This is a genomic window from Kitasatospora sp. NPDC001132 (assembly GCF_053598415.1).
Genome location: NZ_JBSFKF010000004.1, coordinates 162,803 through 177,056, shown reverse-complemented (window position 1 = coordinate 177,056; position 14,254 = coordinate 162,803). Strand labels below are relative to the sequence as shown.

The following is a 14,254-nucleotide window of genomic DNA, read 5'->3' as shown; positions in this document are numbered from 1 at the left end:
TGACTAGATCAGGCTCGGTAGTTCCCGGTCGGGCCATTAGTTCGCAGTCTCCTTAAATAGGTCGGCCTGAACCAACGACAGCGAAAGCCGGTCGGTACCGTCCGACGCAACGCTCACGCTGGTCTGAGTGATTACGTAGTCCTCCCCGAGAAGGTTTAGGAACCCGTCGTCCGTGGTCACGCCCGTGCGCATGCCCGGCTTGAGCGACAGCGGAGAGAAAAGCCCCGGATACGTGTTGGCCTGTGGAATGGTTGCCGGGATCGACCCGAAAGATAGCGCTGACTTGACCTTGTATTGGAGGGTCGTGCCCGTCTTCACGCTGCTTTCGTTAAGAATGGCATTGACCTGTGGGATGCGGGCGTTCAGCGCGGCATTGCTGTCCTGCGCGTAAGGCGTGATCGACGCAGTTCCATCCGTCGCACCAACGGCGAATGCGGAGGACACCAGCGTTGTGCCGTCAACAGAGATGCCGGTGAATTCGCAATTCACGCCCTGCTGTAGGGAAACGCCACTGTCGCCGGGGTGGCGGTTTGGTGTGTTGTAGGCGCGGTTCCCAATAGCCTTGCCCGCTGTCACCCAATACGGCTCGAAGTACAGGAAGTACCCGCCACCTTCTTTACCCGTCTTAGGGTCCTGCGACGTGATGTCGTCAGCAAGGTCCGTGAACAGCTCGGCGAGGGCTTTGAACTCGTATGGGTTCCACACGCGGGTGCGGACCATATTGGTTCCACGGAGCCCAGACGTCTCAGTCTTGATGCCGTTGGCCATGCCGTCGATGATTGCCTTGATCATCAGAGCTTGTTCCATGTCAGTGAACGTCACGCCGTTGACGGCTGTGTGTCGGCGCGCGTAGTAGGAGAGGTAACCGGCAGCGCTAATCTGGATAACGCGCTTGCTCAGGTCGGCCTTATACGCCCACAACAGCCCGCCCCACACCAGCGTCCCATCACGCTCAATGGCAACGCCCGTGCTCACCGGGTGTAGGTCGGCAGGCCGGAGCGCTGTGCCGTCCAACTTGGCTACCCCGATGGGGATTTCGACGCTGGCGGACCCTGCCTCATCCATGGTGTAGCTGTAGGACAGGCCGGAGAACGGTATCTCGGCGAACACGGCCTGAGTCAGCATGTTGTACAGGAAGACGCGGTACTTGGCCATTACACCCACTCGTCCCGGAACTTGGTCACGGCGCTATCCGCGTTCGCCAGTACGAGGTACCGGTTTCCGGACTCAAGGTCCGGACCGGGAACGGTGAACGTGCCGGAGCGATTCACGGAAAGAACCAGCGCGCCAGTCTCGGCGTCCATGAGCTTCGGATTGGTCGCGTTCGTGAACGTGATCAGGGTCTTGGCATCCTTCGAGCCGTCGACCGGAACAAGTGTCGGGACGTCCTTCCGCAGCGTAACGGCCGTCTCATCGACTGCGTACACAACCGGGTCGGTCGCGTATAGCTCGATCTCGAAGGCGCAGTAACGTGCGGCAAACGAGTAATCCAGCGGGTTGGATCGCTTGCGGGTTCGGGCATTCACGTACGCGGCGCGACCGTTGCACAGACCGGGAACCCGGAAACTGAAAGGAGTTTCGCCACCAACACCCGGCGAGAATGCGCGCATAATGGTGTTGATGGTCGAATTGAATTCATCGGTCGTGTCGGCAGCTACCTCGATAGACAGCGCCACCGTCCGGCCGTCTATGTAGTCGTCGCCCGCCCACAGTCCATCGCGCTGAATCAACGCAACGTCGTTGGTACGGATATCCGGCATCGACATCACGTCAAGGTCCCGGAGCGTCACAGCGGGGAGGATGTCCGGGTCACCGATGGTCACGGGCCCATAGGACAGGGTCCAATCAAGCAAGGCTGTACCTTTCGGGGGAGGGTGGCCGGGGAGGGGGCGCTAACCCCACAACCCCGACCACCTAGGAACGTTCCTAGGTGCTACCGACCAGCGGTCCGGAGTACCCACGCAAGCTCGCGCCCGATCTCGGCCGGGTTGGCGTTGGTCTGCGCGTTCACGGTGACCTGAGGAGCCGTTGCGGCCCCCTGATATACACGAGTGCGCGCCGGAGGATCGATGGTCGGCGGCGACATACGTAGGTCCGGAAGCTCACGCGCCATGTCCTTTACCGGCGCTGACCAGTCATCCGCGAATGACGCAATGCCTGGCATAGTCGGGACCGGAACCAGGTTCGCCATGACCTTCTGTAGCGCCGGGGCACCAAGCTTGACACCCTCGACAACACCAGCCGGAATGAACTTACCGATCTTGTCGCGCATGAGTCGCGAAGGGCTATGGATACCGAGTGCCTTGGCGATCGGGCCAGGAATCATGTTCTTCGCGAAGCCGATTAGGCTGTCACGCAGCCAGGCTCCCATGCTCTGGATGCCGTTCCAGATGCCCTTTACGACATTCATGCCGACGTTGTACATGGAGCTTCCCAGCGACGAGAAGCAATTGATGATCATCCCTGGAATCTGCGACACGTACGACACGAGACCCTGTGCAGCATTCACGACACCGGATTTGATCCGGTCCCAGTGACTAAGGACGACACCGACGAGAGTCCAGTTCACGAAGAAATTGACTATCGCGCCGGGGATTCCACGCACGAAATCGACTACGGCATTCCATGCGGAAGTGGTCGCGTTCTTGATGGTGTCCCAGTGCTTTATGATCAAACCCGGAAGGGTGAAGTTCATGAAAACGTCGACTAGAAACTGAGCCACAGCCTTGACCTTATTGGCCACCCAGTCCCAAGCTTCGCCGGTCCACTTTTTAACCGTGTCCCAGTTGGCAATGACTAGCGCGACCAGTGCCACGATGACGGCGGTAACCCAGCCAATCGGGCCCATTGCGATGATCCACTGAGCGGCCATAGTCGCAGCCCAGACGATAGCCTCTGCGGCCATGATGCCGAACTGGACAACCGTAGCGGCTACGGTCTGCACCATCGATACCAGGAACTTGGCCGTAGCCTCGGCAGCCTGAACAGTGAACGTCCACGCGACACGCGCCATGTTGGCCACGGCCTGAGCCGCCATGATGGCCATCTGGGCAACGAACTGCGCCGCTGTGACAGTGGCGTTGACCACCATCTGACCCATGGACACAGCAACGTTCACAGCCGCCGTACCGGCTGACGTAGCGAGATTTAGCGCGCCACGACCCATGGTCGCGAGCCCGGACCCAACTGCGTTGACACCCGTGCGAATTGCTCCGCCTACGGTGCCCATAGTGCCAGTGAAAGCCGATGCCGCAGCCTGCGAGTTGTTGAACCCGGCAGCAAGGTTCATGACCCCTCGCCAGGCTCCGCCGGTCACTGTAGCCACTCCGCTTACGGTCGTGGTCACGCCCTTGACGACGGTACTCACCGGGCCAGCAGCGAGGGCGAGCCCGCCGAACGCCACAGCGCCAGCCTGAACGGGCCCGGGAAGTCCTGCGAAAGCCTCACCAGCCTTGGTGAGGTAGGGGATGAGCTCCGTTGCCTTACCGGTTAGGAACGTCTCGATCTTCCGCTTGAATTGCTCAATCTGAACCTGTGGGTTATCCCGAAGATTATCGCCCATCTTGTCGGCAGCGCCGGTGATTTCGCCGAGCGTGGCAACGGCCTTTGAGGGGTCAAGGGCGTACAACGAATTGCCCATGTCCTCGGCCTTAGTGCCAAAAAGTTCGACGGCAATAGCGCCCCGCTTGATCGGGTCCTCGACGCCGCGCAGCTTATCTAGGGTCAGCGTGAACGCGTCTTGCGCGTCCTTGCCGCCCTTGCCGATGGCCTTGAACATCTTGTCGCTGTTTAGGCCGAGATCCTTCCAGCCCTTCGCAACCTTGTCGCTTCCCTGCGTCGCCTCAATGGTGAATTCCTTGAGAGCGTCAATCACGACATCGGTGTTTCGCGCGCCCGCCTGTAGACCCTGGTTGATAAGGCCCATGGCGACCGGGCCGCCGATGCCTAGTCGCTGAAACTGAACGTTGTATTCGCCCAAGGTGTCCAGAACATCGTCACCGTTCTTTCCAAACTTCTGAAAGGCAACGGTGATTACATCTAGGGCTTCCTTGCCGTCTTTGGCCATACCGGTTTTGATCATCTGCCCGGCGGCATTTGCGGACTCGGCTACGTCGACATCAAACGCCTTGCTAAGGTTTAGCGTCGTCTTGGTGAGATTCTCGATCTCTGCCTTTGGCGCGTTGAGCGAGGTTACACCGGACTGCATAAGGGACTTGATTGCGTCGTTGACGTTCCCCAGCGAGTCACCATACGCCTTCGCGTACAGCCCACCGGCGATCCCACCGAGGCGCTTCGAGTCCTCCTCAGTCAGCGCTAGCTGAGCCTTTAGCTTGCTGGTCGCGTTGAGGTTTTCAAGCGCCCCGGAGAACGCTGCCATACCGGCGACACCGGCCGCTGCAAGGCCGATCTTGGCGACCTTGGCGAATGACTCAGAGAACTTTTTCGCCGACGATTCCGCGTGCGTGCGTACGTCGTTGGCGAGTTGCGATGCTCGGGCCTGTAGCTCGATATAGGCAGCGCCAGCGCGCATTGCATTCGCAGGCATGTACGTACCTCCTTACTTCGGAACGGGTTGGCCCATCTTCTTTGCGAGAGACATGAGCCCCCGGTTCCCGGAAGGTACGGGCTTCTCGACTGATACGCCGGGTCTTGCAATTGGCTTGGGCTGTGAGATCGGGTTTTGCTTTGCGCCCCCGAGCGAAACGAGTAGGCCGCCGATCAGGTAGGAGACGACGCCTAGGCTGTCGATTGCGCCCGCTAGTAGGTGGCGCTCCGGGGTCCACATAGCGGCTTCGTCTCCGGCCAGCGAGCGACCGAGCGATGAGCCCTCCGGCATCCGCTGAATTAGACTCCCGAGCCGACGCCATGTCAGCCGGGGAGTTCCCAAGTCGGCGAGGATATCCAGACCCCAGAAGCGCAACAGGTCGGATTCCAGATCCTCCCCGTACTCCGCCACGAACTCAGCGAGCGCGACTATTCCCCCACGGAAACACCCTGCGCCTCGGCGTACGCGCCAACCACCAGCATCACGTCATCCGCGCGACCACCGGCCGCTACGAAGTCGGCGTAGGCGTCGTGGCCCATCATCGCGGCGGAAGCGGCAACGTCGTCGCCCGCCTTGAGTGCCGTCTTTACCGCATCCGGCCAGAAACCCGGGGCCGCAACGCTGTAGGTAACGCCATCGTGCTCGAACTCGATAGTGTCGCCGCCGGAACGCTCGGCATGAGCGGCGCGTAGCTCAGATAGGCGGAACCGGGACTTGTTGGGCTTGCTCATGTCTGCACTCTCCTGCGAAGAAAATGGGAATGTGGGTTGACCACCTAGGAACGTTCCTAGGTGGTCATGCCCTTACTTGCCTAGATCGACCGGCGAAGCGTCGGCGAAGAAATCCGGGTCAGTGATCTGCCACTGTGCGAGATTGTCACCAGCGCCTAGGGCCCGGAGGGTCATGCCCCACATGACAGCGTCGCCACCGGAGAACTTCGGAGACTCAACCTGGGAAACCTGGCCGCTCGGGATGTGCAGTCGCCATGTCTTGTCGTCGCCGTCCTTGAACTCGAAGAGAAATGCGTTCTTCGGTCGGGCAACGTTCGGCTTGATGTCGACCGTAACGGACTTGCTTACGGAGTCGATGACCGGCTTGGCGCCGTAGAACGCCTCAAGAACAGCGGGCGAAGACTCAAGCGCGGAAAGCTTGAGAGTCAGGGTTCGACCCTTGACAATCACGCGAACGGTGCCGCGCTGCCAGGAAGTCACCTCCTGAGTGTCTTCCTCGAAACCGTGCTCTACGCCGTCATCGGAAAAGGTGCCTAGCGGAGTGAACTCCGGGCCAACCGGCTTGCCAGCGGCAGGAATCGCAGTACCAGCCTTAGCCTGGTAAATGGTGCCGGTAACTGCCACCCGGACTAGGTCAGTGTCGAAACCCTCAGCGTCACGCGCCATTTAGGGACTTCCTTTCAGGTCGGGTCGATATTTGAAAAGTCATGACCCACCGATGTAGCTCGGTAAGGTCGTCCACCATGTAGACCAACCCGGCGATTACGTTGACCCGGACGAACGGTCCGCCGGTCACTCGGGTTGCCATAAGGGCCCCGGTAACGATCTGCGCTAGGTCGTGCGATTCCTCGCGGGAAGCCGACCAGACTTCAACGTCCATCGTGGTGAAATCCAGGGCGGGCCAGCGCATGAATCCGCCGATGCGGCGGGCGATCACGAGAGGGTGTGATCCGTCGTAATCGCCCTGCACGAAGGTGCCGAATTCAGTGTTCTCGGGTAGGTGGTCCCGCAGGAAACGAAGCGCCAGTGCCTCAACGTCGGGGAATACCGGATACGCCACGGCTAGCCCCCTCGTAGCTTGGAAAGGGCCGCGTTCATGCCCCGGCCTAGGTACCGGCCACGCGGGCGCGGACCCTTACGCTTCGGGGCTCCGAACTCGATCAGGTTGGCGCGAGGGGAGTTGTTCCACACGCGCACCCAAACGAACTCTTCCCCGCCTCGGCGGCGGACGCCCTTGCGGATCGAGAAAGAAGAGCTGAACCCGGCTTCGGACGGAGCGCCGGAGCGAGCGGCATTGAGACCAGCGCGGGCAGCGTCTTCGAGGATCGCTGTTACTTCTTCACCCTGCGCCAGGCGCCGAATCACGGCTTCGTCAATGTCGATCTCTACATTCGCCACTAGGTCACCGCCTTTAGATTCACCGTGATGTGGTGGACGCGTCGCGCTGTCCGGCGAATGGTCGGGAAGCCGTCGACTTCGTAGCGGGAACCGTCGCTGAACTCGACACGACAGAACGCGTCAATGTCAGCGTCCGGCGGAAGGATCAACGACCGGGCGTCCTCGACGGCAACCCGAATGACGTTGTGAGACTCACTAGTTGCGATGGAACGGGACACCAGACGGCCGTAAGTCGCCTTCCTGGTCGTCTTCGTCCAATCCGCGATTTCGTTGCCGTATCGGTCCTTCGAACGCCCGGGGCGAACGATGGTGAGCCGGTCCGGCATGAGTGCAGAGATCACGGCTCACCACCACGTCACGTCTTCGTACTCCGCCCAACCAACGGGCGTGAACCGGCGGACGGTATCCCCGCTGAATCCGGAGCCCATTGGCGCGGACGCCATGAACGGAATCCCGAGACAGCGGTAAAGGGACTCGCGCTCGGATGGCATTAGTGCCATTCCGTTGATAGCTACGCGGGAAAGGCTGTAGCTGTAATCGCCGATATTCTCGGTCGTAATGCCCTTGGGATTGAAGAGAACCCGAGAGGCTAGATCCATCACAAGCTGACGGACCGTGAAAGGGGTGGGGTCCGGAATCTCTACCGGCCCCACCTCCTCACGTACCAAATCCGACGCGTCCTGTAGCAGTAGCTCAGCGCGCGTCCGCTCATCGGCGGTCAGGGATTCGGGTAGCCTGGCCTCGAAGTCCGCGAAAGAAACCAGAGGCTCGGTCATGGTTACGCCGCCGGGGGAGTGACCGGCTTGAGCTTGAACGAGACGGCGCGGAGCTGCTTAGCGTTCGCCGCCTCGGTACCCGGGACGGTGCCCTCGGGAGCGTCGGTCACCTCGCCGATACCCAGGTAGGTCGAAAGGAAGGACCGGTCCGAAGCAGTCTTCGAGTTGTAGTCACGCATCAGGCGCAGAGACAGGTTGTCGTACGACCGGGTTGCACCCTGCGCGCTGGTCGGGACAACCGGGGCGCGGTTCACCAGGATGTAGGCGGTCGGGTGCAGCGCAATCGCGGTGTCCGGGGCGATGTCGTTGCTGGTCACGATGGTGAAGCCAGCAAGGCGACCGATGGTGGCCTCACGGAGAACGGAGTCCGAGCCCGAGGTGTCCACGCGGACTAGGGTCGGGTCGTTCAGCAGGGCGGACTCAACGTCAGCGCCCACGACCAGGTACCGGCCGGAAACCGGAACGTCGTTGCGGTTCAGCTGGTTTCGAGCCTTAACGACCATCTTGCGAACGGAACCGGCCACCATCTCATCGCCGGTGTTCTTGTTCACGTCGACGGTGCCGAGAGCGGGAGCGGTCGCAAGCCGCGCGGCTAGCTTCTTCTCGATGCGCCGGACAATGCTCTTAACCTGAGGGTCGAGAACCTGAGCCCCGAAGTCCTCAACGTCTAGGGTGAGTTCAGCGTCGGAGAGGTCAACGGCGCTGTACGCGTGGGTGTCAAGCTTTACGTTGATCTTCCACTCATGCAGAGCCTCGGACTGGATCTCTCGCGTGGTCGATCGAGTTAGAGCCTCCTCGTTGCCGGTCAGCACGCTCGGACGCTTGATGTTCACCACGTCACCAGCCGCACCGGTGAACGCAGCGCCACCGTCACGGGTGACTAGGCCACCTAGAATCGCCTGTCGCTCAAGTAGGCCGAGCGCAGCCGCAGCCAGCTTCTCCGCCTTGACAAACACATGGTCAGCCATGTTTGGAACCTTTCGTCTTAGAAGCGGACGCGCTTGGCGATAGCCGCCGCGAGCTTCATGGGGTCGATGTCATCGGAATCCGTAGACTTGGCATCGGTGCCGCCGCCTACGGTCGGGTTGGGTCGGGCCGGAGCACCGGGGCGAGCCTTTGCCTGATCTGCAACCGTCTTGGCCGCAGCCAGTAGCTCATCCTTGGAAGCGCCGTGAAGCAGCGCGACGACGTTGGAAGCAAGGCCGGTTTCCTCGGCCACTTCCCGGAGCATTAGCCCCCGCTGTGCCTCATCGCGCTCACGCTGTGCCGCCTCTAGCTCCTCGCGTAGCTTCTCCTCGGCGGACTTCCGCGCAGCCTCAGCGTCAGCGTGCGCCTGTAGGATCGGGGCAGCCTCGGCTAGCTTCGCCTCAAGCGCCGCAATCTTGGCCGCAGCCTCGGAAGCGTCGGGGGTCTCGGCCGGGGTCTCGGGAGTCTCCTCCGTGGTGCCCTCGGGGGTCTCTTCGCTCATTCACTCTCTCCAGAGCACATAGGAACGTTCCTAGGTGGTCCGTCCTTCGACCAACCGCCGGAACTCTTTCGGATCACCGCCGGACTTCTTCCAAAGCGCTTCCATGCGCTGGACAGCTTCAGTCGGGCGGGAGTTGTGGGAGTAGACAGGCTCTAGGGAGCACTGACAGGAACGGTGTACGTCCACCTTCTTGGCGCCCTTCGCGGCCCCGTTGCCGGTGAAGCTGTTCGACTTGTAGACAGCGCCACGGGTGGCGAGCATCGCGCAGAACGAACAGGCTCCGCCGGAGCAACAGCGCCGGTAGCCAAGGCACTTGCGGTCACGGTCGATGCCGCTTGCGATGACCTGTCGACCCGATCCGAGGATCAAGCCGACCACGTCACCGAACTGTCCGGACAGCGCTAGCCGCTTCGCTTCCTCAAGGGGCTTGCCACCGGCGACCAGGCGGCGCACGTAGGAAGGCCCGAAGGCCCCTAGAGCGGCCTCAACCTGCCCTCCGAGTACAAGACCCGGGCGGGCAACTGATAGGCCGTCCACGACCGCCCCTAGGGCCTTGAGCTCGGCACGCCGGAACTTGTCCAGGTACCGGAATGCGACATCAGCCGATGCGGTCTGCGCGGAGCTGCACAACTCCTCGGCGCGGGCAAGATAGCGGAGCCACGATTCATGGTCCTCCGGGTCTACCTCGTCCCACGCCTCGGTTAGTTGCTTCAACGCGTTCCCGGTCAATGCTCGCTGCGCTCGCTGGTGGGCAGCGGTAAGGGCTTCGCCCTCGCTACTGAGCGCCAACGGAACCATCCTGCGGCGGGACTACGTCAGACGTGTGCTGGCCCATTAGAAGCTGCGCGGCAAGGTTCGCCGTGTCGTTCTGGGACTGGGCCTTACGCCATGCCTGTACGTCAAAACTGGTTACGCCCGGAACGCGCTCCCACAGCGCTTCCTGAGGAACGCCTAGCATCTGCGACAGCTTGCCCAGTGCGTCAACGGTGGCGGACAGCGAGCGAGCCTCGGCGTCGTGCCAGATGATGCGGGCGGTGGTGTCGGCGGCTAGGTCCGCCAGTCCAGCAACCTCGGACGCAAGCCGTAGAACCTGCTCCCATGCTTCGCCGAACATCAGCTGTCGCTCATGCACGCGGCGGCTTAGGCCGGACTCGGCGGCGGTGAGCGCGTCAGCGCTGATGTTGACCATCCCACCGAGTAGGTAATGCGGTGGGACCTGCGCGATTGCGGACATGGACTTGATAGCGGCTTCGCGGGAAGCGAGGTAGCCGCTTAGGTCGGTCTGGTCGAACTCGCCGAAGCGGACATCCTTGTTCTCAACCATCCATAGGCGGTCGACAGCGGCGCGGAAAGTCTCGACCGGCTCACCAGTCTTTGGGTCGCGGGGGATCGAAATGCCCGACGCCCAACGCTGCCGGAACGCCGAGTAGGACTCAGCAATCTTCATATTCAGGGTCGTCTCATTCAACCGATCCTGAATAGGGATGAGGGGCGCGACTTCACCCAGCTCATGGGGGAGTGTGTCCGGCGCGTCTGCCCAGCGGTTGCGGAATACCACGACCGGGCAGCGAGACATGCCGTGCGGTTCGGAGGATATAACCGACCAGAGTTCACGACGGCTGTGCTCGCCCTCCGGGACAAGAACCTCAGATACGGCAACGTCGTCCCAAACCTGCCAGCGCTCAAGGGTCTTGGAATCCCGCTTGAGGAACCCAAGGAACCGGATCGCTCCGTCTAGCCACTCGGCGTCGGGGTCGGCGGCTATGCCGGTAACTGACAGCGGGGACATCGGCCGAATAGCCGGGCCACTGTCGCCGGGGGTCACAGCCACGTAGGACCGGCCGAAGGTTAGCGCGGACCGGTGGACGGCATTCTGTCGAGAGTCGAGCTGATTGGCAGCCCAGAAATCCCACGGCGCTAGGTCGTCCGGGTTGTCGGTGCTGCGGTAGCCCTCGACCCGGAGACTCTGAGCGATCACCCCGACGATTAGGGGCAGCCAGTTCTCTACCGACCGCGCGACCAGACGCCGAAACTCCGCCTCCGCCCGCTTGGGCAGGTACGGGGCATCCTGTACGCCTCGCATGTACTTGTCGACCTTGACAAGCTCCGGCATTTCCTTCTTGCGCTGGGCTAGGCCGGTTGCTAGTAGCGACTTCGGGTCCATAGGGTGACTCCTCAGGTTGAGCACCTAGGAACGTTCCTAGGTGGTGAGTCGTCAGAACCCGTATACGGTCGCGTCGCCCGGCTTTACGCGCTTCTCGAACACGCCGTACTCGATCGCCTTACGGCGGGCCTCTCGGGCCAGCACAAGCGCGGCGGCGGCGTCCACCTTCCGGTCAGACTCGCGGGATTCCTTGCCGAAGCTCACGCCATACGCGTTCGGACGACGGCGGGCGTTTTTAAGGTGGGTAAGTAGTCGCGGATCATCGGCGACAGTGAGCGACCGGTCTTCGAAAGCGGCTACGGTCGATTCAGCGGCGGCCGTAAAGTCCTTGACTCGGCGGCGCATGTCGAACGCCACGCTGTGACCGGGGGATGCCTTGGTGAACAGGGTTTCCCTGTAGTCCTCGGCCCATCGGTCCACATAGCCTTCAAAGAATGCCAAGTCCGCGAAGAACGCCACCACGTCCCAGCGCTCGAAAGCGGATCGGACAGCGGCGTCTACGGCTTCGCGGTCCACCTCCCACCCGAGACCCTGCGGACCGTCCGGCTTCTGCCAGATACCTAGGGGCCACGTGTAACCCGTGGTGAGGTCGCAGGCGATCAACGCTGTTGCGTCGTGCCCGCGCGAACCGTCGAAACCTAGGGTGATCATCGCGCCGTCTTCCGGGGGATCACTCTTGACTGCGGCAGCGTCAACGTCCAACGGGTCAAGCCACGCATGGGCGGACGCCACAACCTGATTGAGGTAAAACCGCCGCTTCTCTTGCGCGTCCGCCGTGGGGTCATAAATCTCGGCCAACAGCCGGTCCAGATCAACCCACGTGGAATCGCCGTACGCCTCCCTGAGACCAGCACGGATGGTGTCGGGCTCGGAGGGCACCCAAAGCTCTGCCGGAGCCTCTACGCAGTCGTACAGGACGTCATCGGCCCCACCATCGGCCTTGCGGGCTAGATGGGCTTCGTACTCGGCTCGGCCTACGGTCTCCTCGCTCGGGTCGTGGGCATTGGTGGTGAACACCGCGCGCCCGTTGACCTTGGCAAGGTTTCGCTTGATGACCTGAGCCATCTTGAGGCCACCTTGCGAGTACAGCCAATGGTGGATCTCATCGCCGACCACGAAATTCGGTCGGGCACCTTCCAGCGAAGCCGAGCTAGCCGTTACCGGCTCGATCTTGCCGATCCCGTGCTGTAGCTGAATCAGGGTCTTGCCCGGGTCAATGCCGTAGTCGGCGACAATCGGGCCTTCCGCAATGGCGCCGCGAACGGGCTCCAACGTGTTCATAACCTGCTGATAGCTCACCGCCGCCATCTGAACCCACGAGGCATTCCGGCGCTTACCCATGGGGTGAATACGGCCGTCCGGCGCCTTGATGCTGTATCCGCTCCCGGGAACAACCGGGCCGACGAATTCAGCGAGGGCGAGAACGCCAAGTAGGGGAGACTTGCCCCAACCCTTGGACCGACGAAGAACAGCCATGCGGTAGATGAACTTGTCGTGTTCGTCTACCGCATAGAACCACAGCAGGAACCGGGCCTGTTCGTCGGTGTACCGAAAAGGCTCACCGGCATTCGGGCCGTCTGGCTGGCGGATGTACTTCCGCGACCAAGCGAGGATGCCCCATCCTAGGGTGCGCTCCGGTAGGCCGGGCGGGAGATTGCCGGTTTGCATTCCCGCCCCTTTCTGGTCTAGGCGTCCTTGACCAGCGAGCTATATGCGCTTAGGTCGTACAGTTCGGCGGACGGTCCGTCGTTCTTCGTGGTCTGCGCAGTGCTGGTCATCCGGCCGCGAAGCCGGTCGACGTGCAGCGCGCCTAGGCCCGACTCGTTCTGCCGGATTTCCTTCATGATCTCCAGGGCGGCGCGCATCTTGCGCGTGTCCTCGGCATTGGCCGAAGAGGTAAGTCGGTGGTAGCTGTCGACCAGCGGGAGCAGCGCGAGAAGCCGTTGCCAGTCCGTAGCAGTGAAGTGGGCGGACTGGCCGGACGCTGCCCACGTCTCCCACCAGTCACGCGTGACCTTGAGCCAACGCTTGGGGGTCGGAAGCGGGGGAGCGGTAGCGGCATCGATCGGCGCGGCTTCGGGCTCAGCAGCGAAGGTGTCCGCGTTCCTGCGGCGACGATTCTCCTTCGGGGGCGGGCCAAAACCAGCCATGGCGGACCCTCCTAAGGGACTGTGAACTCAGCGCGGGACCAAGTACGGATAGCGTGGCAATTGGCGCACACGACTTCGCACTTGGCGATTTCCTCCCGCGCTGCCTTCCATGAGCGCCAAGGGAGATCCGATGGGGTGTGCAGCTTCTCGGTACCCGGAAGGTGGTCGAACTGCATTACGTAGTACGGGTATTGGACGCCACAGTCAGCGCACGGGCGGGCCTTCTCGGAGCGGAGCCATGCCCGGATGTTGTTCACCGTCGTACGGCCATGCTTCGGCGCCAACATCCCTCCCGTGTGCGCGCGTACGTCCCCACTGGTCGATCGTTGCGGCCCGGACAATCGCGAGGATCGCGTCCGGGTTGTCACGGAACTCCAGCAAGTCACGCCAAATCTGGTCGGCTTCGCTGTAGCGTCGGCCCTCAAGTCTCCGGGCATCTCCCACGGCGGTACCTTCCAGACCCGTACACGAATTGGACTGCTATTGGCCCCCGGGCAGCGAGGGGGCAAAAGAGGGGTACCCCGCCACCCTCCGTAGCGCGAAGTCACCCAGGGTCAACTTGACAACCTTCGTCAGCTCACTCTGCGTCAGCCTGACAGCGCAGCATCGCAGCACGCATCGAGCCGTTCTCTTCGCGCTTGCGTTCGCGCTTTGGCATGCGTTCGTTGCGTGCTCGTGCGCCTTCGCTCGCGCTCTTGCGTGCGTGATGGTAGCGGCAGAGTGACTGCAAGTTAGCTGGGCTGTGGTCGTCGCCGGGGGATATGTGGTCCACGTCCGTAGCCTCACGTCCGCACAGCGTGCCCGTATCCACCCGCACCCACTGACACAGCCACCCATCCCGGGCCAGGATCACCGCGCGACGCGATGACCAATCCCAAGGCAGACGCTTACGCCTGTCCGACCCCGCCCATGGAACACGGCCCCCTGTCATAAGGCACCCCCGCATGTGAGCACCGGGGCGGGTCGCTGTAACCACCCCCACCTAGGAACGTTCCTAGGTGACCCGGCTAGGTAAATGACC

The 14,254-nt window shown here is 62.2% G+C and carries 14 protein-coding genes; all 14 read right to left on the bottom strand.

Features of this window, described 5'->3' with window-relative positions:
* Window positions 1–36: 36 nt before the first annotated feature.
* The 14 genes from ACWDBE_RS07665 to ACWDBE_RS07600 all read right to left on the bottom strand — a co-directional run bounded on the left by ACWDBE_RS07665 (window position 37) and on the right by ACWDBE_RS07600 (window position 13,233).
* Window positions 37–1,155, bottom strand: coding sequence for a hypothetical protein (locus tag ACWDBE_RS07665; RefSeq protein ID WP_449807478.1), 1,119 nt, complete (start codon window positions 1,153–1,155; stop codon window positions 37–39).
* Window positions 1,155–1,823: a hypothetical protein gene (locus ACWDBE_RS07660; RefSeq protein WP_449807477.1), complete on the bottom strand. Its 669-nt coding sequence runs from the start codon at window positions 1,821–1,823 to the stop codon at window positions 1,155–1,157. Before ACWDBE_RS07660 ends, ACWDBE_RS07665 begins: the two co-directional genes overlap by 1 nt.
* 110 nt (window positions 1,824–1,933) lie before the next feature.
* The gene (locus tag ACWDBE_RS07655) at window positions 1,934–4,546 is read right to left on the bottom strand and encodes a phage tail tape measure protein (protein ID WP_449807476.1); all 2,613 of its coding nucleotides are present in this window, start codon (window positions 4,544–4,546) and stop codon (window positions 1,934–1,936) included.
* Window positions 4,547–4,974: 428 nt separating this feature from the next.
* Window positions 4,975–5,277, bottom strand: a complete 303-nt coding sequence (locus tag ACWDBE_RS07650) for a hypothetical protein (RefSeq protein WP_449807475.1) — start codon at window positions 5,275–5,277, stop codon at window positions 4,975–4,977.
* Between the two features lie 72 nt (window positions 5,278–5,349).
* The gene (locus tag ACWDBE_RS07645; RefSeq protein WP_449807474.1) at window positions 5,350–5,943 is read right to left on the bottom strand and encodes a phage tail tube protein; all 594 of its coding nucleotides are present in this window, start codon (window positions 5,941–5,943) and stop codon (window positions 5,350–5,352) included.
* Window positions 5,933–6,337, bottom strand: a complete 405-nt coding sequence (locus tag ACWDBE_RS07640) for a hypothetical protein (RefSeq protein ID WP_449807473.1) — start codon at window positions 6,335–6,337, stop codon at window positions 5,933–5,935. Before ACWDBE_RS07640 ends, ACWDBE_RS07645 begins: the two co-directional genes overlap by 11 nt.
* 337 nt (window positions 6,338–6,674) lie before the next feature.
* Window positions 6,675–7,016: a hypothetical protein gene (locus tag ACWDBE_RS07635; protein ID WP_449807472.1), complete on the bottom strand. Its 342-nt coding sequence runs from the start codon at window positions 7,014–7,016 to the stop codon at window positions 6,675–6,677.
* 3 nt (window positions 7,017–7,019) lie between these two features.
* On the bottom strand, window positions 7,020–7,451 hold the full coding sequence (locus tag ACWDBE_RS07630) for a hypothetical protein (protein WP_449807471.1): 432 nt from the start codon (window positions 7,449–7,451) through the stop codon (window positions 7,020–7,022).
* Window positions 7,452–7,453: 2 nt separating this feature from the next.
* The gene (locus ACWDBE_RS07625; RefSeq protein ID WP_449807470.1) at window positions 7,454–8,419 is read right to left on the bottom strand and encodes a P22 phage major capsid protein family protein; all 966 of its coding nucleotides are present in this window, start codon (window positions 8,417–8,419) and stop codon (window positions 7,454–7,456) included.
* Window positions 8,420–8,436: 17 nt separating this feature from the next.
* The gene (locus ACWDBE_RS07620) at window positions 8,437–8,919 is read right to left on the bottom strand and encodes a hypothetical protein (protein ID WP_449807469.1); all 483 of its coding nucleotides are present in this window, start codon (window positions 8,917–8,919) and stop codon (window positions 8,437–8,439) included.
* Window positions 8,920–8,949: 30 nt separating this feature from the next.
* Window positions 8,950–9,708: a VG15 protein gene (locus ACWDBE_RS07615; protein WP_449807468.1), complete on the bottom strand. Its 759-nt coding sequence runs from the start codon at window positions 9,706–9,708 to the stop codon at window positions 8,950–8,952.
* Window positions 9,695–11,083, bottom strand: coding sequence for a phage portal protein (locus ACWDBE_RS07610; protein WP_449807467.1), 1,389 nt, complete (start codon window positions 11,081–11,083; stop codon window positions 9,695–9,697). Before ACWDBE_RS07610 ends, ACWDBE_RS07615 begins: the two co-directional genes overlap by 14 nt.
* A 51-nt stretch (window positions 11,084–11,134) precedes the next feature.
* Window positions 11,135–12,751: a terminase gene (locus ACWDBE_RS07605; protein WP_449807466.1), complete on the bottom strand. Its 1,617-nt coding sequence runs from the start codon at window positions 12,749–12,751 to the stop codon at window positions 11,135–11,137.
* A gap of 17 nt (window positions 12,752–12,768) precedes the next feature.
* A complete protein-coding gene (locus tag ACWDBE_RS07600) occupies window positions 12,769–13,233 on the bottom strand; it encodes a phage terminase small subunit (RefSeq protein ID WP_449807465.1) in 465 nt (154 codons plus the stop codon).
* Window positions 13,234–14,254 lie beyond the last annotated feature (1,021 nt).